Raw genomic sequence first — 17,308 nt, forward strand, 5'->3', positions numbered from 1 at the left:
AGCCTAATTATCCCTCTATAATCGAGTGAATAATGCATTTGTAAAATGCTCAAAAATTAGAGTATGCTTTGTTTTAAAAGCATACCGCCATAAAGATACTAGGTGCCCAAGTATGAGTCGCAAGGTTTTAAGTACATCCTCCTCTGGGCTTGATGATATGGATATCAAACATAATGTCGAGCTTATTCGCTTACGTATTCACGTTAATAATGTCGAATTTACTGATGGCAGAAACATCAATAGTACCCGTCTACAGCGCTTAATGAACGAGGTCAGCCACTCGCCTGTGCACACCTCGCCTGCCCCTGCAGAAGAAGTCGCGATGCAGCTTAGTAAATTGCATGAGCAGGGTGTTAAAGAGGTATTTATCACCACGCTCTCCTCACATGTTAGTGAAAGCTATAACATTATCAGCCGCGTTGCACAGACCTTTAAAGACCGCATGGATGTCTACGTTTATGACACCAAAGATTTAAATGCATGCGAGGCCTTGTTAGCGCTAGAGGCTGACCGGTTAATGCAGCAAGGTCATACTATGCCAGATATCGCTGCACGTTTGGATACGATTCGTGGCAGTCACAAAATGCTATTTGTGGCAGATGATTTATCTTATTTGATTAAGAACAAAAAAGTATCTGCTCCAGCAGGATTCTTTGCGACTTTCTTTAGTATTAAGCCGGTACTTAAAGTATCTGATGAAGGTGAAGTACTGCCGATTATCAAGATTCGCAAACTTGACAAGGCCTTTTATTACGTAATTGAGCAATTGAGTGATACGGTAAAGCGTAAAGACTCGTTTGCGTATATGTTAAGTGCTGGTCGTCCTGATTTGGACGCCCGCTTTTTGCAGATGTTAAAGCAAAAAACAGGGATTGAAAAAATTGCGGTATTGCCCGTATCGTCAATTTCACTGGCAAACCATGGCCCAAGTGGACTGGGTTTATGTGTATTTGAAGGCGATATACCTTACGCTGCTAACCTGTGTCCGACTATGTGATATTCAGCGCGTCATACTTCATCTATAGTCACAGCCATATAAAAGCGTTACTGTGTTAACCTCGCTAAGCCTACTACAGTAGTGCTTGCACTCAGTTGCCTTGTACCTCATTTACCTGATGGCAACTATAAATCATTTGCTATACATTATTAACTAAAAAAGGCCTCGTATCTAAAATACGAGGGCTTTTTATTAGTAGCTAAAGCGCTGGAATAATAATTATGCTTTTTTCACAACCGATGATTTTAATTTCATTTGGCCAAAACCATCGACTTTACAATCAATGTCGTGATCATCTGGCGCGTCATGCAATAAGCGAATGCTTTTTACTTTGGTACCCACTTTAATCGGAGTTGATGACCCTTTTACTTTCAAGTCTTTAATCACAGTCACTGCATCGCCATCTTGCAGCTCGTTACCAACCGCATCACGAATCACAGCTTCTGATTCTTCTGATGCTGCATTGTCGGCTTCTTCAGCGGTCCACTCATGGGCACACATTGGGCACACCAATAAAGCGCCGTCTTCATAGGTCAAATCAGAATCACAACTTGGGCAATTAGGTAAGCTCATTTTATCCTCATTGGTAGGGACATCATTTTATACGGTTGTCTCTGAGCCGCGTTATTGTTACCGGCTATCTAGACTCAAAGAAACAATTACCGCTGTAAAACCACGTCCGAATACTCATCAATTAAATAGAAAACGTAAGTCATTTATGCCCCTATATTGTACCCTACCACGCCCAACTTTGCTTTACCTAGCCAGTTTATTAGCCGCACTTTCAATTAAGAGACATCCAGTCAATCGCTCATCATTGAAATATGCGCGCACCACCCTAATCAATCCACTATAAACAAGAGGACACTTTATCAATCCGGTTACCTGCTTTACTCTATGTTTAGCCATTAAAATTTAAATAAAATAAGCTGCCTTTCAAAAGCTGTGCAAATAGCGAATACTAGTACTCCTATAACCTATTACAGAATCACTCAAACCATCTTTGTTCGATAATAAAAGGTATACACTATGACAACGGTTTCATTCAAACAAATGACGTTACAAGGCGAAGATGCCGCCAAATTCTTGCAAGGCCAAGTTACTGTTAATATTAAACTATTAGATGCAGATTATCGTCCGACTGCCATTGCCAATATCAAAGGCCGTATTGATTTCGGTCTTTGGGTAAAAAAACTAGAGGAAAATCAATTTGATATCGTGATTAGTGCTGATTGCGAAGAAGCGTTTCAAGCCCACTTCAAAAAATATGGCGCCTTTTATAAAGTGACCCTTTCAGAACCTGTCGATATCTATCCTTGCGTATTAGATAAGGGCGATGAGACCCAAAAACCAAGCTTTAGTCTCGATGCTGATAAAAATGATCCAGAGCAGTGGATGGCGCGCAGTATTGCGACCGGTAACTACTGGATTACAGAGGCTACACGAGGTCAATTCCAACCACAAGAGCTGCGTTTACATCAACGTGACGGCGTACACTATAATAAAGGCTGCTACTTAGGCCAAGAAGTGATTGCGCGCATCTACTTCAAAGCATCACCGAAGGCGTTCTTGCACCGCGTGAAAGGCGAAGGCGATGTGCCAGAAGCTGGTGAGAGTTTGGATAAAATTCAGGTGGTCAATGCCCTTGCTACCGAAGGCGGATTTGAAGCATTAGTTGTGGCCCGTCCGGAAAAAATAGAAGAATCAGATTTACAGGTAATAGACTTACCGCCTGCCCTTCAGGCCGACGTGGCACGTAACGCTGAATAACCCGTTTATTGTTACTGTTAATAACGGACTGCTTTTAGAGCATCGCTCATTGAAATAAAGCAAAAAGCGACATCTTTTTCAAGATGTCGCTTTTTTTAATTACTAATTTCAATGTTAATTTTCTATCCATATCAATAACGGATACCGAATATCGTACGCTTAGTTTATACAAAAGATCATTTTATAGTCAGTACCCTACCGAGCTTATCTTCCAACCATTTATCAAATTAAGCACCTTTCGTGATTACCTAAACACTTCAGCCATGCAGTGATTGGCTCGCATCAGGGTCATATTAAAGCCAATAAGCGCACAGATGGCACTACCGGCCTGATTGTAGAGGTTATCTTACTAGCCAATACTTTAAGCTGATGATTATCAAACTTGATTGGCCTATTTCACCTATAAGTCAACAGTCGCTTCTATCGTAAGATTTATTATCTACCAAACACAACAAAGCCGCATAACTTTCGCTATGCAGCTTTTATCATAAGCCATCCAAAGCTCTGTTGTTTTCTACACCATCCTAGTATAGCCAATAACAGCGAGCATCCTGCTCTATTCATACCGTTACTGTGATAATCCTGTCCATCCTAGCAGCGTTATCACAGTCATGCATCCTTGCTTAACCCATGACACAGTATCAATCTAGACACTCTGTTCATAGATGCTATCGTGACGATTCCAATTTTCATTAAAATCTAGCAATAGCGGCCTATCCATAATACGGAAGCTTCTCTTATCAACCTAAGCTGATACGTTAAGCACTCAATCCTTGAGTCATCATCCTTGATGCCGTAGAGCTATAGTCTCAAATTACATCAGACTATGTAAGTCGCTATAGCGTCTAGTCGTGTAAGCATATGCTTACATTTGAGTTATTTCGGCCAAACTTTTATTGCGTTTTTAACAACTTATGCTAGCTTAAACCTTTGACTATAAGGGCTAGGTAATGAGCTACCTTATATTTGGCGATAGAACACTGCTAAATTTTTATTTAAATAAAATATTAGCTAAATAAATAATCAGCCAAAATCCATTTTGAAAACTATTGATTTGAACGTTTATCTAGCCTCTTCAAATTCTCCAGATACAACAAAGCCGCATAACTTTCGCTATGCGGCTTTAATTGTTTGTTATCCTAACTATTTATTATTCCCACTTCCATCCTAGATGAGCGAATAATAGCGAGCATCCTGCTCTGGTGTTGCGCCCTAAACATCGTCTTTGATGTCTGGTCATGTGTCCCTACTTTACTTATGGTCTCCTATCAAGCTAGATAGTTGACTCATAAGCGCTATGGTTTAAAATTAGAAATACATCCAACCTATACATAGCTATTCATCCCTAATACGGAAACTTTCTTTATCAACCTAAGCTGATATGTTAAGCACTCAATCCTTTGAGTCATCATCCTTGATGCCGTAAAGCTATAATCGCAAATTAGGTAAGACTATGTAAGTCGCTATAGCGTCTAGTGGTGTAAGCATATGCTTACAAAAGCGTGATTTTTAAGAAAGTTCAAAAATAAAATATAATGATATCAATGAATTAAAACCTCTTAAAGCCTTACTCTATATAGAATTAGACAAATTCTTGGTCAAAAATAATCCAGAAATATAGGCAAAAAAACCACACACAGTTACATAAATAATCTTTCAGATTTTGGTAAATAAAGTGATTTTTTAACACTTAAAATAATAGTTAACTAAAAATAAGCTAAAAAAACCCCTCAAGTTTAATAAAACTTGAGGGGTTACGCCATTTGGGACTGGACTATCTAAGCTTAAGAGATAGGCTTAAGGTGGATTAACCCAAACTTACTTATCGTGCGTCACGTAATTCTTGGAACCTTTTAAGCTTATTAGCCTCGAGCATAATCTTGGCTGCTTCGGTGACAAACACTTCACTCTCTGGCAACTTAGGACGTTCATCTGTCTTCATACGACTGCGCTCTTCAAATAAGGCCTCAGTCGCTGCTTGATACTCAGTCCAGCTTCGATAAGGCTTCTTACTTTCAGCTTGACGACGGGCATTTTCTGCTTGCAGCGTTTTTTGCTCTACTTGCTTCTGATGCGCACGGCGCTTGTCAATATTAAGCACGACCGCTTTCTTATCATCTTCCATATCACGGATTTTATTCAATGTGTCTAAATAGACAAACTGAGGATTCGTCGTCTGGCGGATTTTGGATTGCTGGTTAAGCGTCGCTAGCGTATCGCTGCTGAATCTGCCTTCAGGTTTATAAGGCGAGGTCTGAATGGTATCCCAAGCCATCGCATATTTCTGGTCGCGCTCACTAAACTCGGCTCCATCATAGATATTTACCAGCTCTACATCAGGAACAACACCTTTATTCTGGGTACTACCACCGGTCACTCGGTAGAATTTACGCTGGGTCAATGTTGCTGAGCCTAATGCCAAGCTATCTAACTGAACTTGTGCTGAACCTTTACCGGTTGTGGTGCTACCCACCACTAAGCCGCGGCCATAGTCTTGAATCGCTGCCGCGAAAATCTCTGATGCTGATGCTGATGCTAAGTTGGTAATCACCACCATATCGCCTGAATACAGCTGTTTGCCGCCGTCTTCATCTTGATAAACCTGAACATTACCTCGGTTATCACGAATCTGAACTAAAGGCCCTTCTTTAATAAACAGTCCCAACATTTTAGCGACTTCATCTAATGAGCCACCTGGATTATTACGTAAATCAACCACGAGACCATCGATATTTTCTTTGTTCAGCTTTTTCAGCTCATTTTGCGTATCGATACTCACGCTACGGTAGTTTTGACCACTACGGCGCGCACGGTAGTTTAGATAGAAGCTTGGAATCTCTAACACACCAATACGTTTTTCTTCATCGCTACCTTCCGGTTTGACCGTAATCACACGATGAGTGACACCCGCATCTTCTTGCTCGATTATATCACGGGTAATCACGATAGTACGTGCTGCTGCGTCAGGGCTATTGGGCTGTTTTACTTTGACAATCACATCAGTGCCGCGCTCACCACGTATTAAAGACACCACTTCACGTGTCGACCAGCCCACCACGTCTTGTAGCTTCTCGCCGTCTTTAGCAACCGCGATAATCAAATCATTCGGCTGAATCTGACCCGACTTCGCCGCAGGACCACCATCAACCAGTGTTACGATTTGAGTATAATCTGGATTCTTGCGATAGGGACGAATCGATACGCCAATACCCTCTAGCTGCAAGTTAGACTGAACCTGCATCTCTACCGCTTGTACCGGCGCATAATAATTACTATGCGGATCATAGGTCAGCGTCGCACTATTAAGTACTGACTCCATGACCTCGTCACTCTTAATACGATCTAACTGCTCTTGCTGACGATGCAGACGATTTAATAGAATTTCAGCAGGGCTTCTGTCTTCATTTAAAATTAAATCATTGCCCTTGGTGAGCTCAGGGTTTTCACGATACAGATTATCACGTGCTCTATCTTCTTCTTGACCCAAGGTTAGATTGATAACCTGTAGCGTTAACTGACGTTCCCAATAGGCTTTTTGTTCTGCGGCATTCTTAAATCTTGGTGCTTCTTCACGGTCTAACACCACCGAATCATTACGGTGCAGATCAATCTCTTTTGACAAGAACTTATCAGCAAAATCATAATACTCATTTGAGCGCTGCGTATAACGATTAAAAATATCTTGCACTGCACTTAAGTCGCCACGTTTTAATAATGAGGCAAATTTTGACCCATATTTGCGAGTCATCTCATCGATATCTGATTGCAGAAATAACGTGTGATTGGCATCTAAACGATCAAAATACATCGCTAAGATCTTACGACCCATCTCTTCATCAAGACGCTGATTAGAATAATGGGCTCTATCAAGCAAAGCAGCGACTTGGCGAGTCGTTAACTGTTGTTCTGGTGTTACCTTGAAGTTTTTATGATCTGCGGCAACCGCTTCAGAGTAACTGTGTGAAAAGACTATCCCTGCGACACCAATTGCGGCAGCACCGAGCACCAGCTGTGTTGGTTGAAATCTCATAAAATGTTCTCGCTTATTCTTTTTACATTATAGGTATGGTGCCTCGATATTAGCATAACAAACCACTGCTGACTGTCTAAAACTGTATATGCATTCTTACCTTTGCATATCTTAGAGCCTATTTATCACAGCATTCATGGTTAATATCAGGCAAGTAATTATACTTACCAACCTCAAGCGTCTTCCCTGCTCTAACAACCACTAATAACAAGATGCTTAATAGCATCATAGTGATGCTCACGATAAGGTTGGTATTGGGCTCATTTACTGTAATAATAACGGATTAACTTTTAGCTTAAAACACTTTAAAAGATGGGGTGGCGTATGTACGGGGCATTAATGATTGATGTAGCAGGTACCAAGCTCACTGAGGCGGACCGCTTAGTATTAAGTCGAGCAGAGGTGGGCGGGCTTATTCTGTTTGCTCGTAATGTAGAGACGCCTGAGCAAGTCCGTGCGCTGTGTGATGAGATTCACCAAATAAAGCCAGATATTATCATTGGTGCCGATCAAGAAGGCGGCCGCGTTGCTCGTTTGCGTCAAGGCTTTACCCCGCTTCCTGCCATGGGCAAATTAGGTGATTTATTCAATACCTATCCCATCAAGGCGTTATCGTTGGCCTATGATTGCGGCTATTTAATGGCAGCTGAGGTTATAGCTGTGGGGATTGATATTAGCTTCGCACCGGTACTTGATATCAACGGCGTCAGTAAAGTTATTGGCGACCGCAGTTTCCATGCGCGTACCGAAGCAATCGTGGCGCTATCTACTCAATTTATGCGCGGTATGAAAACTGCCGGTATGGCAACTACAGGCAAACACTTCCCAGGTCACGGCTCAATAGCTCCAGACTCCCATGTGGCTGATGCGATTGATGAACGCAGTTTAGACGAAATCAAACAAATTGACTTACAGCCTTTTATTCAATGCCTACCTTGGCTGGATGCTTTGATGCCGGCACACGTTATCTTTAAGCAAATAGATGATAAACCTGCTGGATTTTCAAAAACATGGCTACAGGACATCGCCCGTAAGCAGTTAGGCTTTGAAGGTGTTTTATTTTCAGATGATTTGTCTATGAAAGCGGCTCATATTGCAGGGGATATCACAGCGAGAGTCACTGCTGCGCTTAGTGCAGGTTGTGATATGGCACTGATTTGTAATGACCGCACTGCCGCCATCCAAGCCATTGAGATGGCGGAGCAATTGCCACAGCCCAATCAACAGCGTTTACATACCATGCGTAGTATCATTCCACAGTGGCAAGGAAGTTTGGAGGCTACCTGTGCTCAGTTTGATTACTGGGCGCAAGCTAAGCACAATATTAGTGAGGCTTTTTTTAAGGAGTCTATAACCGCTAATTTAGATAAAGATCCGACCAATTATTTAAAATAATAGCGTCCGTATAAACACGCCGATTCAAACATTAAAGACTTAGGTAAACTGAAAAGGACAGCGTTAGCCTCCCTCGCCAAATATTGATATTAAGGGGTTATATACAGTCCCTAATTTTCTCAAAAAAATACCGCCCAATTTGGACGGTATTTTTATTTAAACTACTCTAAGTTTGTGGAATGGTGATATTTATTGTGCAGTATCAGACTCAGGAACCAATAAATGATCATCGCCATCTGGCATTAAATCATCATTATTATCATCTAATGGGTTTAAGTCAGGATCTAACTCTAACCCATCGTCATGAGTGGCCGCAGGAGCAGAAGCTTCAGGAGATGAAGTACCCTTATTTTTCACTTCAGTTTCACGAATTTCTGAATCTGGTGCTACCACAATACCGTTTTCATCGGCTTGACCCATCGACTCATCATATACGACATATTCGATGCGACGGTTACGGAAACGACCTTGGTCCGTTTCATTAGTCGCGATTGGATCAGACTCACCCATACCTTTAATTTTTAAACGATCAGCATCAGCACCTTGAGAAACCATGTAGTCTTTAATAGACTGAGCTCGACGCTGAGATAATGGAATATTATACTCATTCGTGCCTATTGCATCAGTATGACCAATGATCAATAATTCCATATCAGGCGTTTTCTTCATAATTTCTACAGCGCGGTCTAGAACAGGTTTATTAACGTCTGGGATAGCAGAATCATCAAATTCGAAATTAACCACTTGACGACTTAATGCGCGTGCAACGTCACGAGGATCTGGGTTGTCTCCTAATGCATCAAGTCCAGCATTCGCTTCGGTGATACTGCGATCAATTTCACCTTGCAAATCAAGTGGACCTTCAGCCATAACATTAAGACCAGGCGCTGCTGCTTTCAAGTCTGAAACCAACTGCTGTAGTTGCGCATCATCTGGTGAGTTAACTATAATGTCCTCACCTTTAATAATAACGTTCGCATTAGGCGTATTCTTAATAAGCGGTAAAATTGCGCCTAAGTACTCTGCGGCTGGCATATCAGTCGCGAAGTTATCATCAATATCAGCTCGACATTTATCCGCTTCGCCTGCAAACACTTCATTCATTGAAGACATGATTGTATCGTTTAAAGCGTCATTACCTGCATTTATACGGCAAGAATATAATTGATTACCTTCACCACTCGATAAAGATAATACGGCAGGCTCTACCTCTACATTATCAGCAACGACTGCATTTTCAGCAGATTGCTCTACTTGCTGAGGTGGCGTTGCTACAGGCTCTGGATTGTCCTGACAACCTTTCAATAATGCCCAAGCTAGCGCTGCTAAAATAATTAAACCAATAATTGGTAATAATGCTTTTAAGAAGCTACCGCCCTCTTCTTCTTTACGATGAAGGGGTTCAGTACTTGTTGTATCAGAGATACGATGACCTGGTTTTGGCTCGGTTTCAGAGGTAGCAGCGGCAGCGGCAACTGGAGCAGCAGTGGTAGCAGCTGTCGTTGCTTTCGGCGCTTCAGTAGTCGTCGTAGTTGCAGCAGCAGGTGCTTCTTTCTTAGCATTGTTTGCCGCTAATAAACCTGCTGGTACTAGTCCACTCATCGCAGCCCATGCAGGGATATGATCACGATAAGAAGATAGGTTATCACGCAAGAACTGAGGCACTGGCGTAGTACCCGCTAAGCTTTTAATCTCGTTAAATGCTAATGGTGATGCAGTTGACATTAAAGCTTGAGCTTCTGTTTTATCAACGTGGTTTGCTGTTGAAAGTTCACGCGTTAAGCTATTTCTTTTACGCTCATCATGCCAAAAACGATCAAAGAAACCACTATCATCACCGCGAACTTCTTGATCGCCAATACGACCATATGATTCTTGATCAGCTAAGCTGCTCACAAAAAGAGCATAGAACTGCTGTAATAAGTTTTCGTTTTCTGGGGTACGGTTGTCGCCTAGTACCGCAGGCGTTACTGTACGCGTTAAATGACCAATAATATCCATAACAATCCTCCTAAATAATTAAAAATATACGATAAGTTATTTCCCTCATCCTACGCTTTGCTTTTATAAACGATGTATAACCCGTGCTTTTTATAATTAGTTAAACACAACAAACTGTTGAATTTATCCTTATTACACGTTAATTAATACACAATTGCACGATAATTAATATATAAAGCGTCCAAATCATACGAGAGAGTTACCTCTTTACCGCAGTTGTGTACTACACTACCCTATCTTGAAAACAACTCCGTTATATTAAGGTAAATTATCAGTTAAACCGTGTTACAGACATGTGAATTGGTGACAAACTGATAATAATTCATGCTAAAACTATAAATTGAAACCATGATAAATATAGACAACACCACCATTTAAGGCTGTCGACGCAGTTGTTACTCTATATAATACACCTGAGATACGATAACAAACAGTATTAAGAACTGCTTTATACCCATATAAATGCACTAAGGAATAACCGTGAACAGTTTATTGAGTAACCATACGACGCTAATTATTGCCATTACGGTCATTATTAGCTTTTTAGCATGGCAAAATACCGCTTTGATGGGTCGACTGATTTTCTATCCGCCTGCGGTTAATAAGGGACAATGGTATCGCTTCATTACTCATGGCTTTATCCATGCCGATGGCTCACACCTATTATTTAACATGTTTACCTTGTACTTTTTCGGGCGTGTGGTCGAACGATTCTTTAATCAATACTTAGGCGGCTTTGGATTTATTGCCGTTTATTTGATTGCGATTATTGCAGCGATGATTCCGAGCTACTTACAGCATAAAGATAACCCCCGCTACCGTAGCCTAGGTGCTTCAGGTGGGGTCTCTGCTATCTTGTTCGCCTATATCTTGATGGCGCCTTGGAGTATGCTGTATTTATTTGCCGTCGTTCCTATCCCTGCGATTGTCTTCGCCATTGCCTATGTGGCCTATAGTGTGTATGCCAATAATAAAGGCGGCTCATCAGTGAACCATCTTGCGCATTTATGGGGCGGCGCGTTCGGCGTGTTAGCAACTATATTACTTGAGCCCAATGTGATTCCTCATTTCTTAAATGCGTTATTACATCCGCGCTTCTAAAACACACTGATACTTGCGACGTTTTGATAATTTAAAACATCACACATTAAAAAGCCCGTCATTTAATTGAATGACGGGCTTTTTAATGTGTACGATTTATTTAGCGCGGTACGCTTCTTTTAGACCAGAAATCACCATATCCAGTGCTTCTGCGTCGCCATCGCGCGCAGCACGGCGCATTAACAATGAGGGTGCGTGAGATAGCGTCTGAGTTAAGCGTCGGGTTAATTCAGTCAACACATCTTCTGCCGGTGCGTCTGTATTTCTCAATTGATGCAAGGCTTCTTGTAGTACTTTTTCCGCTTTTTGCTCTGCTAACTGACGATAATCATGAATGTCTTGACCGACTTTACGTACTTGATAGCGACGCTCAATCTCAACCACCAAATGGCTGACCAATAACTCCGCTTCAACAGCAGCTTGACGACGCTTCTCTAAGTTACCGGCAATCACATGCTGTAAGTCATCAATAGAGTACAGATACACATCATCAAGCTTACCAACTTTTGAATCAATGTCTCTTGGTACTGCTAAGTCAACCATTAGCATTGGTTTATAACGGCGTTTTTTGAGTGCGCTACGGGTCATGGATTTATCGATTAGCATATCCATACTCCCACTACAGCTACTCACAATATCGGCTTGATACAATAACGTGTCTAGCACAGTAAGCGGATGCACCTCGATAGTCAAACCCGGCCGCTGCAGCTCTTCTGCCAATAATTGAGCACGCTCAGGGGTACGATTACAAATCAGAATACGGCGCACGCCCAGCGCGGCAATATGCTGAGTGACCAGACGATTCATCTCGCCAGCAGCAATCACCAATAAGGTCGTATCTTCTGGTTTATCAAATATCTGAGTAACTAATTTTGCCGCAGCAAATCCTAAAGAGATGGCCTGTGTACCTACATCCGTCTCATTACGCACACGTTTGGCTGCTGCGAATATCTGTTCTACTACCCAATTTAAATGATTGGTCAAGTAGCCAGTTTCTTTGGCCTGGCTAACGGTGCGCTTAATTTGACCGAAGATTTGTGGCTCACCCAAAATCATGGAGTCCAGACCGGCCGCTACACGCAGCCAATGGGTTAGCGCTTGCCCATCAATAAAGTCATATAAATAAGGACGTATTTCATTGGCAGGCAGGCCTTTAAACTCAGCCAGCCAATTGATAAGTTGCTCAGCAAGTGCAGTAGCCGATACGGTCTTTAGCTGCGCCGATTGTGTAACATATGCCGGATCATTCGCGGTATAGGTATTGGGTGCAAGCGCATAAATTTCGGTACGGTTACAGGTAGAGATAATCACACTACCGGCGGTTATCTTCTGTAATTGGGCTTGCGCGGCCTGAATGTCGTCGCCCACAAAAGCCAACCGTTCGCGCAAAGCAACGGGGGCTGTTTTATGGTTAACACCGATGACAACAAGGTTCATGTAAACTCTACCAATTTAATAGACGTTAAACCGTTTCAATAAAGGAGCACAATCTGACAATGATTGTCCACGAGATGGATTATATTAATAGGTAATAAGGCGTGCACATCAATTATCAAGGACGAATAAGAAAACGCCCCAGTACAATTAATGTATTAAACCGTGAATTATATCATCGAATGCATATGCAATCACGGATACTGTGTTCAATCCGATATAATAGTGTGATTGAGCTAATAAATACACGCTAAAGGCCGCTTATTATTATATTAACCTATCTTCTTTTTTGGCCTATAACTCTGACGCGGTAACCTATGACAAAGACACTTTCTCAAACGCCTACCGTTTATTTGGGTACCGGTGGATATAGCGATACCGATATGCTCGGTACACTGTATCCCATGGGTACAAAAAAGACAGATTTTTTAGCAGAATACGCCAAACATTATGGCGCCGTTGAAATTAATAGTACCTTTTATGCGCCACTAGGTCACAAAGCGTTTGAGGGGATGCTTAGAAAGTCTGACGGTCAAGTGAAATTTGCGGTAAAGTTGCATCAAGATTTTAGCCATACTCAAACGGCAACTGCGCAACATGCCTCAGCCTTTATAGAAGCTTTGCAGTCTATTATTGAGGCCGATTGTCTGGCGCCTTTATTGATTCAGTTTCCGCATGGATTTGACAGAACGGTTTCAAATCGTCTGTATTTGGCTAAATTAACCGATTGGTTCAGTGATTATCCCCTAGCGATAGAGTTTCGCCATGCCAGTTGGCATATCCCGCAAGTAGAGCACAGCTTCCAAAAGCATGGGCTTATTTGGTGTAGTGTCGACTATCCCAAAGTCAGTGGATTACCACAATCACGATTGTTATTTACCCAAACCTCTCAGTGTTCTACAGTCCAACAAGGTGCTAAACGCACTGGCTACTTGCGTATGCATGGTAATAATTTGAACTGCTGGGATTCAATGTCAGCCAGTGAGCGCCATGATTACCGTTATTCAGTAGAGGAGATGCAGGCTTGGGCGCAAGCAATCGCTAATCAACGCCAACACTTTGATGAGCTTTATATCTTTTTCCAAAACTCTACCAATGCCCATGCCTATTACAACATTGCAATGCTAAGAGAGGCTTTAATGGCGCTCAATTTTAAGGTTTTATAAATTAAGAACACAAAAAAATCGCTGACAACGCAGCGATTTTTTATTTTAATAATACATATACGATAATAGATAAAATCACATAATTTCAATACGTCTATGCTCATTTAAGGAAAATACTTTAACTATTTTCCACCACGAATTTCAGCAAGTGCCATCGCAATAAACTTTCTTAAGTTCTTAAAACTGGTGTCCGCCTCTTCCATATATTCTTCAAGATGATCAATCTCTTTATGCATGTTATCTTGTTGACGACGTTTAAGCTCCTTCATCAATGCTGATAGCGTCTCTTCCGTCTCTTTAATGAGCTGATTAATTTCCTCAGAAGATTTGATAGCGACATTTTCTGCGATAGAATCTAAGGTGCTTATTTGTTCTGTTGTACTTTTATCCCTTGCGTCCATCATTTTTTCCATCCTATTAACTTTAAATTATAAATGTGCAGTGTGACATGATATCAACGACAGTTATATCGGCTATATTACCTCTGTTACATTGACCCTACTGAATATGAAACACCAACACATAAAAGAGGAATTACGAAGAACACCCCAAGTATATAAGCTAACGCATACACTTTCTTTTCTGAGGCAAGGTTTGCCAACCAGCCAGCTAATTTCAAAGGTATATCACGCAAGAAAGGGATACCATAAATAACCACGACGCCTATCACATTATAGGTTAAGTGAATCAATGCGATGGTTACCGCTGCTTGCATATTACCCTCAACCGCAAATGACGCAATGAGTGCGGTAATGCACGTGCCAATATTAGCGCCCAAAGTAAAGGGATAAATTTGCTTTAAACTAAACGTTCCTGAGCCTGCCAGAGGGACCATTAATGAGGTTGTGGTAGATGAAGACTGAACTAAAATAGTAATGATTGTGCCGGAAGCTATACCACTAATCGGACCACGGCCCACTGTGGTATGCATAATATCTTTGGCTTTACCTACCATTAATTGTTTTAATAACTTACCGATATAGGTAATCGATACAAATATTAGTGTAATACCCAAAAGGGCTAACGCTATACCTGCTAACGGTTGATCGAGTACACCTGTCAGGTGTTTAAATAGATTAACAACAGGGGCAGTAGCGGCTTTAATAAAGTTAAATGATCCTACGGAAACAGCATCACCGTCTGTCGCTGCTGAACCCACGATAAATGTTGAAAAATAAGTGCCTATTTTTTCTAAGAAGCCAAACATAATCTCAAGCGGTAAGAAGATGACCACGGAGAGTAAGTTGAAATAATCATGTATCGTAGCAGCGGCAAAAGCTCTTTTGAACTCTTCCTTATTTGTAATGTGCCCCATCGAAACAATCGTATTGGTAATTGATGTACCAACATTAGCGCCCATCACCATTGGAACTGCCAGTTCAACAGGCAATCCACCTGCAACCAATCCAACGATAATGGAGGTGACGGTTGAAGATGATTGAATCAAAGCAGTGGCAACAATACCGATTATCAGACCCATAAATGGGTTCGTTGCAAAAGCAAACAACTCTTTTGCTTCGCCAGCCGTCGCGCCTTTAAAGCCAGAACCAATCATGCCTACGGCACAAATCAACGTATATACTAATGCAGCAACTAATACCCACCGAGCTGCCATATTGCCGCCCTGTTTAGGTATTGAGCTTATAGCTTCAGACATAAAAACTCCCTAATGAATAATATTTATCGAGTTACTCTGGCTAGCCTGAAACCATATAACGTCAATAGATAATTTTAACAAAACTAAAAATCGGATTATAAATTAGGGTTGTTACACCATAGTTACATTTTTTATAAAAACTAAATAAAACATCACATAGTTTAACTAAATTTAGACAATATAATTTTAAAGAACTTGAGAGTAGTTATCAATAGTAGACATTTATATGGGACTTATACACTATGTGTTATAGAATCGATTATCGAGCTAATTACTGAATGATAGTTAAAATGAAATCTAAAAAAAGAGTCATTGATTTTTAATCAATGGCTCTTTGGACTTACCTTACAAATTACTTTCCCAATGACATCTTTAATTTCTACCCAACCCAAAGCTTCCATACCGACACTTTCATCCCAGTTATCACCCCTTAGTTTTAGTCGTACAGAGTGACTATAATAGGGGCTAACTCTTAGTTGATTTTTATTAAGACTCTTAGACCCGATAGGCGGCTCTGCTTTCACTTGAATCTGAACTATTCTTTTAATTATCTGACCATATTTTGGATGATTGACAGCCACAATATGGCCTGCCCTAAGAGTCATAGTATTCAATATAAGCTGACCAAAATATGGCACCTTGCCAATCAAGTGCGGCTGTTCATAAAGATATTTTGAGTGCCATATCAATACAAATGCACCCGACTCAAGAGTCGGGTGCATACTATTTCCAGTTACTTTCATAACTCTCAGCTTCATAAGTTTTTAGCTTCATAACCTTAAGCTTCATAAGTTTTTAGCTTGCGCTAAAGAAACAACACGTTTAGCCTAATTTAGGATAAACCGTTTCGACTTTAGGCTCATAAGGACAAATCGCTCGATACGTCTCCACCCCTTTTGAATCCCAAAAGGTTTCAGCAAATTCATTAACTAATTCAACTAATTTCTCGGCTTTCTCAACACTGATGTGCTGTTTGGCAGCAGAGCCCGCTAGCATAATATCATGCGTTAATTTATGAATATTTGGATATTTCTCAAGTAGCTCACCCTTAAAATAATCGCCCCAAATAATACGTATCTCATGCTTAACTGATTCAGCATGTTTTTCTTTATCTTCAACTAAACGAATAAATTTAGCCATATCTTCACGGCTGTCACTGAGACTCTCAATCTGATGACAGTATCGTAAAACACTTAACGCGAAGATTTGAGCCGGAGTCGTGTCATAAATACCGCAAGGAATATCACAATGTGCTGATAGGGTTGGAAAAGCACGCACTTTATCCATTTTTTGTAATAGCGTATGTAACATATTAACTTCCTTATAAATAGTTAAACGTTGATTTGAGTTCTATTTCCATTTGTCTTTTTGCTTAGTAAACTGACGATAGGCTACCCAAATACAGGCGGCTAAAGCAATAACAATGGAGCCGTAAAAAAGTACATGCATCAGCATAGATTCATTCGCAGTATGATCATGGCCAGGATGTGCCATTGCACTATTCGTCGTGAAGACGATAGTAAACAAAGCCATCACTGCTGTAGGAAACGAATTGAGTACATTGGGTTTATTTAAAACTTTACTACCAGCTGATTCTTTCATAAGGTTTATTCCATACTAATGGTTGAAATAGTGAGTCTTAGGTGGTTATACCGCATAAATGACGCTAAGTCATTTCGGTATCTCATAGGTCATTAAGATAGTTTTAATTGGAACATAAAATACCATAACCTGATTCTTATAAAATGTAAATGAAA

General features: G+C 40.9%; 14 protein-coding genes. 5 read left to right on the top strand and 9 right to left on the bottom strand.

Annotated features, from left to right (window positions below; genetic code table 11):
• The first annotated feature begins 112 nt into the window (after positions 1 to 112).
• Entirely contained in the window at positions 113 to 997 is an 885-nt protein-coding gene (locus tag AC2SLM_RS01320) for a DegV family protein (protein ID WP_486543887.1), read from the top strand.
• Positions 998 to 1,216: 219 nt separating this feature from the next.
• On the opposite strand, the gene AC2SLM_RS01325 is transcribed toward AC2SLM_RS01320, so the two are convergent.
• Positions 1,217 to 1,570: a zinc ribbon domain-containing protein YjdM gene (locus AC2SLM_RS01325; RefSeq protein ID WP_486541634.1), complete on the bottom strand. Its 354-nt coding sequence runs from the start codon at positions 1,568 to 1,570 to the stop codon at positions 1,217 to 1,219.
• 456 nt (positions 1,571 to 2,026) lie between these two features.
• On the opposite strand from AC2SLM_RS01325, the gene ygfZ reads away from it, so the two are divergent.
• Positions 2,027 to 2,767: a CAF17-like 4Fe-4S cluster assembly/insertion protein YgfZ gene (gene ygfZ / locus AC2SLM_RS01330; protein ID WP_486551504.1), complete on the top strand. Its 741-nt coding sequence runs from the start codon at positions 2,027 to 2,029 to the stop codon at positions 2,765 to 2,767.
• Between the two features lie 1,822 nt (positions 2,768 to 4,589).
• Here ygfZ and AC2SLM_RS01335 read toward each other — a convergent pair.
• Positions 4,590 to 6,797: a carboxy terminal-processing peptidase gene (locus AC2SLM_RS01335; RefSeq protein WP_486551506.1), complete on the bottom strand. Its 2,208-nt coding sequence runs from the start codon at positions 6,795 to 6,797 to the stop codon at positions 4,590 to 4,592.
• Between the two features lie 324 nt (positions 6,798 to 7,121).
• Here AC2SLM_RS01335 and nagZ point away from each other — a divergent pair, with 324 nt between their 5' ends.
• Positions 7,122 to 8,192 carry a beta-N-acetylhexosaminidase gene (gene nagZ / locus AC2SLM_RS01340; RefSeq protein WP_486541628.1) on the top strand — a complete coding sequence of 357 codons (1,071 nt, stop codon included), beginning with the start codon at positions 7,122 to 7,124 and terminating at the stop codon, positions 8,190 to 8,192.
• Positions 8,193 to 8,381: 189 nt separating this feature from the next.
• Here nagZ and AC2SLM_RS01345 read toward each other — a convergent pair whose 3' ends face one another.
• Positions 8,382 to 10,193, bottom strand: a complete 1,812-nt coding sequence (locus AC2SLM_RS01345; protein ID WP_486551508.1) for an OmpA family protein — start codon at positions 10,191 to 10,193, stop codon at positions 8,382 to 8,384.
• Positions 10,194 to 10,673: 480 nt separating this feature from the next.
• On the opposite strand from AC2SLM_RS01345, the gene AC2SLM_RS01350 reads away from it, so the two are divergent.
• A complete protein-coding gene (locus AC2SLM_RS01350) occupies positions 10,674 to 11,294 on the top strand; it encodes a rhomboid family intramembrane serine protease (protein ID WP_486551510.1) in 621 nt (206 codons plus the stop codon).
• 96 nt (positions 11,295 to 11,390) lie between these two features.
• Here the strand turns inward: AC2SLM_RS01350 and hemA are convergent, their stop codons facing one another.
• On the bottom strand, positions 11,391 to 12,731 hold the full coding sequence (gene hemA, locus AC2SLM_RS01355; RefSeq protein WP_486541622.1) for a glutamyl-tRNA reductase: 1,341 nt from the start codon (positions 12,729 to 12,731) through the stop codon (positions 11,391 to 11,393).
• A 314-nt stretch (positions 12,732 to 13,045) separates the two neighbouring features.
• Between hemA and AC2SLM_RS01360 the strand changes: the two genes are divergently transcribed.
• A complete protein-coding gene (locus tag AC2SLM_RS01360; protein ID WP_486551511.1) occupies positions 13,046 to 13,894 on the top strand; it encodes a DUF72 domain-containing protein in 849 nt (282 codons plus the stop codon).
• Positions 13,895 to 14,016: 122 nt separating this feature from the next.
• Here AC2SLM_RS01360 and AC2SLM_RS01365 read toward each other — a convergent pair whose 3' ends face one another.
• The 5 genes from AC2SLM_RS01365 to AC2SLM_RS01385 form a co-directional block, all read right to left on the bottom strand.
• Positions 14,017 to 14,298, bottom strand: coding sequence for a hypothetical protein (locus AC2SLM_RS01365; protein WP_486551513.1), 282 nt, complete (start codon positions 14,296 to 14,298; stop codon positions 14,017 to 14,019).
• Between the two features lie 83 nt (positions 14,299 to 14,381).
• Positions 14,382 to 15,551, bottom strand: a complete 1,170-nt coding sequence (locus AC2SLM_RS01370; RefSeq protein WP_486551515.1) for a Na/Pi symporter — start codon at positions 15,549 to 15,551, stop codon at positions 14,382 to 14,384.
• Between the two features lie 323 nt (positions 15,552 to 15,874).
• Positions 15,875 to 16,294, bottom strand: coding sequence for a S26 family signal peptidase (locus AC2SLM_RS01375; protein ID WP_486551516.1), 420 nt, complete (start codon positions 16,292 to 16,294; stop codon positions 15,875 to 15,877).
• A 79-nt stretch (positions 16,295 to 16,373) separates the two neighbouring features.
• Positions 16,374 to 16,862 (bottom strand): superoxide dismutase, Ni, encoded by a 489-nt coding sequence (gene sodN, locus AC2SLM_RS01380; protein WP_486551518.1) that lies wholly within the window; start codon positions 16,860 to 16,862, stop codon positions 16,374 to 16,376.
• Between the two features lie 39 nt (positions 16,863 to 16,901).
• Positions 16,902 to 17,153 carry a hypothetical protein gene (locus AC2SLM_RS01385; protein WP_486551520.1) on the bottom strand — a complete coding sequence of 84 codons (252 nt, stop codon included), beginning with the start codon at positions 17,151 to 17,153 and terminating at the stop codon, positions 16,902 to 16,904.
• Positions 17,154 to 17,308: the final 155 nt, after the last annotated feature.

The sequence above is a fragment of the Psychrobacter sp. CX16 genome (assembly GCF_057396245.1).